This is a genomic window from Serratia sp. CY52157 (assembly GCF_052168495.1).
GTDB classification, from domain to species: domain Bacteria; phylum Pseudomonadota; class Gammaproteobacteria; order Enterobacterales; family Enterobacteriaceae; genus Serratia; species Serratia ureilytica.
Genome location: NZ_JBJNMO010000008.1, coordinates 221,339 through 227,415, shown reverse-complemented (window position 1 = coordinate 227,415; position 6,077 = coordinate 221,339). Strand labels below are relative to the sequence as shown.

The following is a 6,077-nucleotide window of genomic DNA, read 5'->3' as shown; positions in this document are numbered from 1 at the left end:
CTTCGGTGAGTCGGCGCCGGCGGAGCAGCTGTTCGCCGAGTTCGGCTTCACCGTGGACAACGTGGTGGCCAAGGCGCAGGCGCTGCTGAAGTAAGCCGCCGGGCGCAAGCCGATAAAAAAGCCGGTCATCATGACCGGCTTTTTTTATGGGCGGAAATCGCGATTACGACGCGGCCTTGACGCTTTCGGCGCTGCGCAACCGGTCGTAAGCCGCCGCCAGCAACAGCACCAACAGCGTAGGCTGCAGCCAGACCAGACCCTGCTCGGCCAGCGGCAGCTTATCGAACCAGGCGGGCAGCAGGCCGCTGAAGCTTGAAGCCTTCAGGCCATCGGCCAGGCCGAACACCAGGCTGGTAGCGATCACCGGCGCGAAGACGCGTCTGGCGCTGCGCCAGCGGTTCTGGCTGAAGCTGAGCAACACCAGCGCGATGCAAGGCGGGTAGATCGCCGTCAGCACCGGCAGTGAGACGCGGATCAGATTGGCCAGCCCCATGTTGGAAACCAGCATGGCGAAGAGGGCGAGGATGACCACCAGCGCGCGATAAGAAAGCGGCAGGTAGCGAGAGAAGAAGTCCGCGCAGGCACAGGTCATGCCGACCGCCGTCACCAGGCAAGCGATGAACATCAGCACCGCCATAAAGACGCTGCCCAGATCGCCGAAGGTGTGCTGCACATAGGCGTGCAGGATTGCCGCACCATCCTGAGCATCGTTCCCGACCAGGCTGCCGCTGCCGGCGCCGAGCTTGAACATGCAGATATAGACCAGCGTCAGGCCGACGCCGGCGATCAGGCTGGCCCACAGGGTGTAGCGCAGCAGCAGGCCGCTGTCGCTGACGCCGCGCGAGCGGGCGGCGGTGACGATAATCGAGCCGAACATCAACGCCGACAGCGTGTCCATGGTTTGATAACCCTGCACGAAGCCGGTGGAAAACGCCGCGGCCTGATAGCTGCCGACGGCGGAGACCGGCGCACCGGCGGGCCACACCAGGGCGGCGATGCCGAGCGCGGCCAGCGCCAGAATTTTCAGCGGCGCCAGAATATGGCCTACGTTATCGAGCAAGCGGCCGGGATACAGCGACACAACCATCGCCAGGGTAAAGAACAGCAGGCTGTAGATGAACTGCGGCAGGGCGCCGTCGCCGGTGAAGGGCGCGATGCCGAGGGCGAAAGAAACATTGGCGGTTCGCGGGGTGGCGAACAGCGGGCCGAGCGCCAGATAGCAGACGGTCGCCAACAGCAGGCCGGCGGCGCGGCCGATGGGGCCGGTCAGCAGGCTGATGCTGCCGCCGACGCGCGCCAGCGCGATCACGGCGATCACCGGCAGAGCGACGGCGGTCACCATAAACCCGAGGGCGGCCGGCCACAGATGTTCACCGGACTGCAGCCCCACCAGCGGGGGGAAAATGATGTTGCCGGCGCCGACAAACAGGGCGAAGGTCATAAAGCCCAGGGCGATAATATCTTTCGGGGATAAACTCTTGGTCATAACGGTATGGCACTGCCTGTATTCATGAAATAAACGGCCTGGCTGCGAAATGAAGCGCTGCAGAAGGAGGCGCGTGGGGCTGCGTACGCCCGCAAAAATTTTCGTCCGGCAGGATATAATAATTCGGCGACAAAAACCTGATTAATCCAGCGCTGTTTATCCTGGCGTGAACCGGCCGCACAGAGGGATCATGGCGGCCGGCCCGGCAGCGCGTTAGCGCGCCACCCTGTCTATCGACAGCGGAATTTCGATGTGCGGCTTGAAAGAGACGTGGCCGTCTTCGACCGGTTTACGGGGGAAAAAGATCGGCATATCGCGGGTCGAATGCCGGCTTTGTTCTGACGTTGCCGGGGCGCCATCGTACAGCGAATTCGCCTGCTGCGGCGCTCACGCCTGGCAGAATAGTCTGCGACACGGATGACCGCAAAGCCCGCGCCGCCGGGCGTGGGTATTGACTGAAAAACGTCCAACCTCACAAAACCGAAAGATAACAAGCAACGCCGTTGCCTCGTTGCAATTATTAACTGTATGTTAATTTTTGGTTTATTAAATGTGATCTGGGGATGGATGATGATGAAAAAAATCAGCGCTACCGTGGCTGCAATCACCTTACTGGGCTCCGTTTCCGCCTATGCGGCCTTCCCGGCGGGCTACCCCGCCGACTATCAGAAACTGGTCGACGGCGCGAAGAAAGAAGGCAAGGTGGTGATTTACTCGACCACCGACACCAAGGCGGCGGCGCCGCTGATCCAGGGATTTGAGGCGTTGTATCCGGGCATCAAGGTCGAATACAACGACATGAACAGCACCGAACTGTATAACCGCTTCATCAGCGAGCAGGCGGCCGGCGGCACCAGCGGCGACCTGGTGTGGAGTTCGTCGATGGACACCATTTTGAAACTGGCGGGCGATTATGCGCAGGAGTATGCCTCTCCGGAGCGGGCTCAGCTGCCAAAATGGGCGGTATGGCAAGATAAAGTGTATGGCACCACCTATGAGCCGGTGGTGTTCATCTATAACAAACGCTTGATCCCGCAGGGCGATGTGCCGGATTCGCACGCGGCGTTGGCCAAGCTGATCGCCAGCCAGACGGACAAATTCAAGAAGAAAGTCACCACTTACGACATCGAAAAATCCGGCGTTGGCTTCATGCTGTCGGTGCAGGACTTCAAGGCCGATCCCAACTACTTCAAAACGCTGGCCGACGTGGCCAAGGGCGGGCTGGCGGTGCAATCCTCAACCGGCACCATGATGGAACGCGTTTCTTCCGGTGAAAACCTGATCGGCTTCAACATCCTCGGTTCGTACGCCGAGGCCCGCGCCAAGAGCGATCCGTCCCTCGGCATCGTCTATCCGAAAGACTATACCCTGGTGCTGTCGCGCGTGAGCTTCATCAGCAAAGAAGCCGGTCACCCTAACGCCGCCAAGCTGTGGTTCGACTACGTGCTGTCGGAGAAAGGGCAAAATATTCTCGCCAATCAGGCTGATATCCCTTCGATCCGCAACGATGTCGAAGGCAAGAACGACATCGACGGCATGACCAAGCTGCTGGGCAACGCGCTCAAGCCGATCCCGGTCGACGACAGCCTGCTGGAGTATCTGCAGCCGGCCAAGCGTCTCGACTACATCAAACAATGGCGCGCCGCCGCGGCGAAATAACAGGGACTGCATTCGGACGCGCGCCTGACGTACAGGCGCGCGCCCTTTGGTCGTCGTTTACAACCATAGGGAGCATTTATGCAAGCATGGCGCAGAAAGTGGCAGAGCCTGCCGCGCGGCCTGGTGGTGTTGATAACCGCGCTGGTTATCTATGTCCCCCTGTCGTTTATCATCATTCAAAGCTTCCTCTCGGCTCCGTTTTTCTCTCCCTCCAAGGTCTTCAGCCTGGAGGCCTTCGAGTTCATCTTTACCGATCCGGATTTCTACAAGGCGCTGAGAAGCGGCTTTATCCTGGCATTCGGCCTGGTGATCATCGCTATCCCGCTCGGCGGCATTTTGGCCTTCCTGATGGTGCGCACCGATCTGCCGGGGCGGCGGATCATCGAACCGCTGATTTTGGTGCCGATCTTCGTGTCGCCGATGGTACTGGGCTTCGGTTACGTGGTGGCGGCGGGGCCGGTGGGCTTCTTCTCGCTGTGGGCGGAGGCGCTGCTGGGCTTCGTGCCGTGGAACATCTATTCGATGGCCAGCATCGTGGTTATCGCCGGGTTGACGCACGTGCCCCACGCCTACCTGTACATCTCCTCGGCGCTGCGCAGCGTGGGCTCCGACGTTGAAGAAGCGGCGCGCACCGCCGGCGCTACGCCGCTGCAGGTGATGACCGCCGTCAGCCTGCCGATGGTGCGGCCGTCTATCTTGTACGCCGGGGTGCTGCTGTTCTTCCTCGGGCTGGAGGTGTTCGGCCTGATGCTGGTGTTGGGCGATCCGGAGGGCAACCTGGTGCTGGCGACCTACCTGTATCAGTTGACCAACAAGCTGGGCACGCCGTCTTACCATCTGATGGCGGCGGTAGCGGTGGTGCTGATCTGCATCACCATTCCGTTGGTGATGCTGCAGCGCAGGCTGATGCGTACCGCCAACCGTTTCGTCACCGTCAAGGGCAAAGCCTCGCAGGCGCGCGCGTTGCCGCTGGGCAAATGGCGCTGGGTGGCCGGCGCGGTGGTGATGTTCTGGCTGACCGTGACCATCGGCGTGCCGCTGATCGGCGTGGTGCTGCGCGCCTTTATCTCCAACTGGGGCGTGGGCGTGTCTGTCTGGGACGAACTGTCGATCAACACCTTCCGCACCATCTGGGCGCAGCCCAACCTGTTGCGCGCCATCGTCAACTCGATGGCGATCGGGGTGATCGGCGGGGCGCTGGCGGTCGCGTGCTATCTGTTTATCGGCATCGCGATGCACCGCAAGCCGGACGGCGCCACGCGCTTCCTCGACTACAGCGTGCTGGTGCCGCGCGCGGTGCCGGGGCTGCTGGCCGGTTTGGCGTTCCTGTGGGTGTTCCTGTTCCTGCCGATGTGGCTGGATAAATCGCTCAAGGAAGGCTGGCTGTCCGTGCTGCCGATGGCCGAATGGCTGCGCGAGAACGTGATCGTCTGGCTGCGTTCGCTGCGCAGCACCATCTTCAGCGTCTGGCTGGCCTACACCGTGGTGTGGATGGCCTATGGCCTGCGGCTGATCTCTTCCACGCTGCTGCAGGTGGGGCCGGAACTGGAGGAAGCCGCGCGCAGCGCCGGCGCCAGCCGCGGCCAGATCACCCGACACGTTACCATTCCGCTGTCGCGCTACGGCCTGATCGGCTCCTGGCTGCTGATGTTCCTGATCTTTGAACGCGAATATTCCACCGGGGTGTATCTGCTGTCTCCGGGCACGGAAACCATCGGCTCGATGCTGGTTTCCCTGTGGGCCGCGGGCGCCATCGATATCGTCGCCGCGCTGTCGTTCATCAATATCCTGCTGGTGGTGCTGGGGCTGGGGATCGCCTTGCGCTTTGGAGTGAAATTACATGATTGAACTTTCGGTAGAGAACCTGCATTTGACCTATGGCGACAACCCGGTGCTGAAAGGGGTGTCGATGGATCTGAAACGGGGCGAAGTGGTCTCGCTGCTGGGCCCGTCGGGCAGCGGCAAAACCACGCTGCTGCGGGCGGTGGCCGGGCTGGAGAAGCCGAGCCAGGGGCGAATCGTCATCGGCGACAGCGCGGTTTACAACGGCAGCGCGCGCAGCGAAATTCCCGCCGAAGAGCGCAACCTGGGGCTGGTGTTTCAGTCCTACGCCCTGTGGCCGCACAAAACGGTGTTTGAGAACGTCGCTTATCCGCTGAAGCTGCGTAAGACCGCCTCGGCGGAAATAGCCCAACGGGTACAGGCGGTGCTGGATCAGCTCGGGCTGGGGCATTTGGCCAAGCGCCATCCGCACCAGCTCTCCGGCGGCCAGCAACAGCGGGTGGCGATCGGCCGTGCGCTGGTCTACAACCCGCCGGTGATCCTGCTGGATGAGCCGCTGTCCAACCTCGACGCCAAGCTGCGCGAAGAAGCGCGGGTATTTCTGCGCGAGCTGATCATCAAGCTCGGTCTGTCGGCGCTGATGGTGACCCACGATCAGAACGAGGCGATGGCCATTTCCGATCGCATCCTGCTGCTCAATAACGGCAAAATCGAACAGCAGGGCACGCCGCAGGAGATGTACGGTTCGCCCGCCACGCTGTTCACCGCCGAATTCATGGGCAGCAACAACCGGTTGCCGGGCAAGATCGTGGCGCTGGAAGACGGCCGGGCGCGCATCGAAGGTAAGGATTGGGCGCTGTGGGGCAAAGCGGGCGAAGGCGTGCAGGTCGGGCAGGAGGGCACGGCGGTGATCCGCGTGGAGCGCGTGCGGTTGGGTGAAGATCCGCAGGGTAATCAGCTTGAGCTGCCGTTGCTGACCAGCATGTATCTCGGCGATCGCTGGGAATACCTGTTCCGCACCGTGGCCGAAGATTTCGTGGTGCGCGCCTATGGCCACGAGGCGCGCGATCGGGCGCTGTGCCGGCTCTCCCTGCCGGCCGAGCATCTGTGGATATTCCCGAAAGCTTAACCAGGACGCCCGCCGTTGCGG

Annotated in this window: 4 protein-coding genes and 1 pseudogene; 4 read left to right on the top strand and 1 reads right to left on the bottom strand. The window is 62.0% G+C overall.

Annotation, left to right across the window (positions count from 1 at the left end; genetic code table 11):
- A pseudogene (locus tag ACJ8IP_RS22210) lies at nt 1-94 on the top strand (transketolase-like TK C-terminal-containing protein); the annotation flags it as partial.
- Between the two features lie 69 nt (nt 95-163).
- On the opposite strand, the gene brnQ reads toward ACJ8IP_RS22210, so the two are convergent.
- Nucleotides 164-1,486 carry a branched-chain amino acid transport system II carrier protein gene (gene brnQ, locus ACJ8IP_RS22205; protein ID WP_187048348.1) on the bottom strand — a complete coding sequence of 441 codons (1,323 nt, stop codon included), beginning with the start codon at nt 1,484-1,486 and terminating at the stop codon, nt 164-166.
- A gap of 570 nt (nt 1,487-2,056) precedes the next feature.
- On the opposite strand from brnQ, the gene ACJ8IP_RS22200 reads away from it, so the two are divergent.
- From ACJ8IP_RS22200 to ACJ8IP_RS22190, 3 genes are all read left to right on the top strand, one after another.
- Complete coding sequence (locus tag ACJ8IP_RS22200) at nt 2,057-3,145, top strand: ABC transporter substrate-binding protein (RefSeq protein ID WP_033644933.1); 1,089 nt, start codon at nt 2,057-2,059, stop codon at nt 3,143-3,145.
- Nucleotides 3,146-3,223: 78 nt separating this feature from the next.
- Nucleotides 3,224-4,993 (top strand): ABC transporter permease, encoded by a 1,770-nt coding sequence (locus ACJ8IP_RS22195; RefSeq protein WP_033644727.1) that lies wholly within the window; start codon nt 3,224-3,226, stop codon nt 4,991-4,993.
- Nucleotides 4,986-6,056, top strand: a complete 1,071-nt coding sequence (locus ACJ8IP_RS22190; RefSeq protein WP_033652192.1) for an ABC transporter ATP-binding protein — start codon at nt 4,986-4,988, stop codon at nt 6,054-6,056. Before ACJ8IP_RS22195 ends, ACJ8IP_RS22190 begins: the two co-directional genes overlap by 8 nt.
- Nucleotides 6,057-6,077 lie beyond the last annotated feature (21 nt).

What these genes read in the sequence shown, in the direction of transcription:
- ACJ8IP_RS22190 (WP_033652192.1), top strand. Translation starts at nt 4,986, where the DNA reads ATGATTGAACTTTCGGTAGAGAACCTGCATTTGACCTATGGCGACAAC.
- ACJ8IP_RS22195 (WP_033644727.1), top strand. Translation starts at nt 3,224, where the DNA reads ATGCAAGCATGGCGCAGAAAGTGGCAGAGCCTGCCGCGCGGCCTGGTG.
- ACJ8IP_RS22200 (WP_033644933.1), top strand. Translation starts at nt 2,057, where the DNA reads ATGATGAAAAAAATCAGCGCTACCGTGGCTGCAATCACCTTACTGGGC.
- brnQ (WP_187048348.1), bottom strand. Translation starts at nt 1,486, where the DNA reads ATGACCAAGAGTTTATCCCCGAAAGATATTATCGCCCTGGGCTTTATG.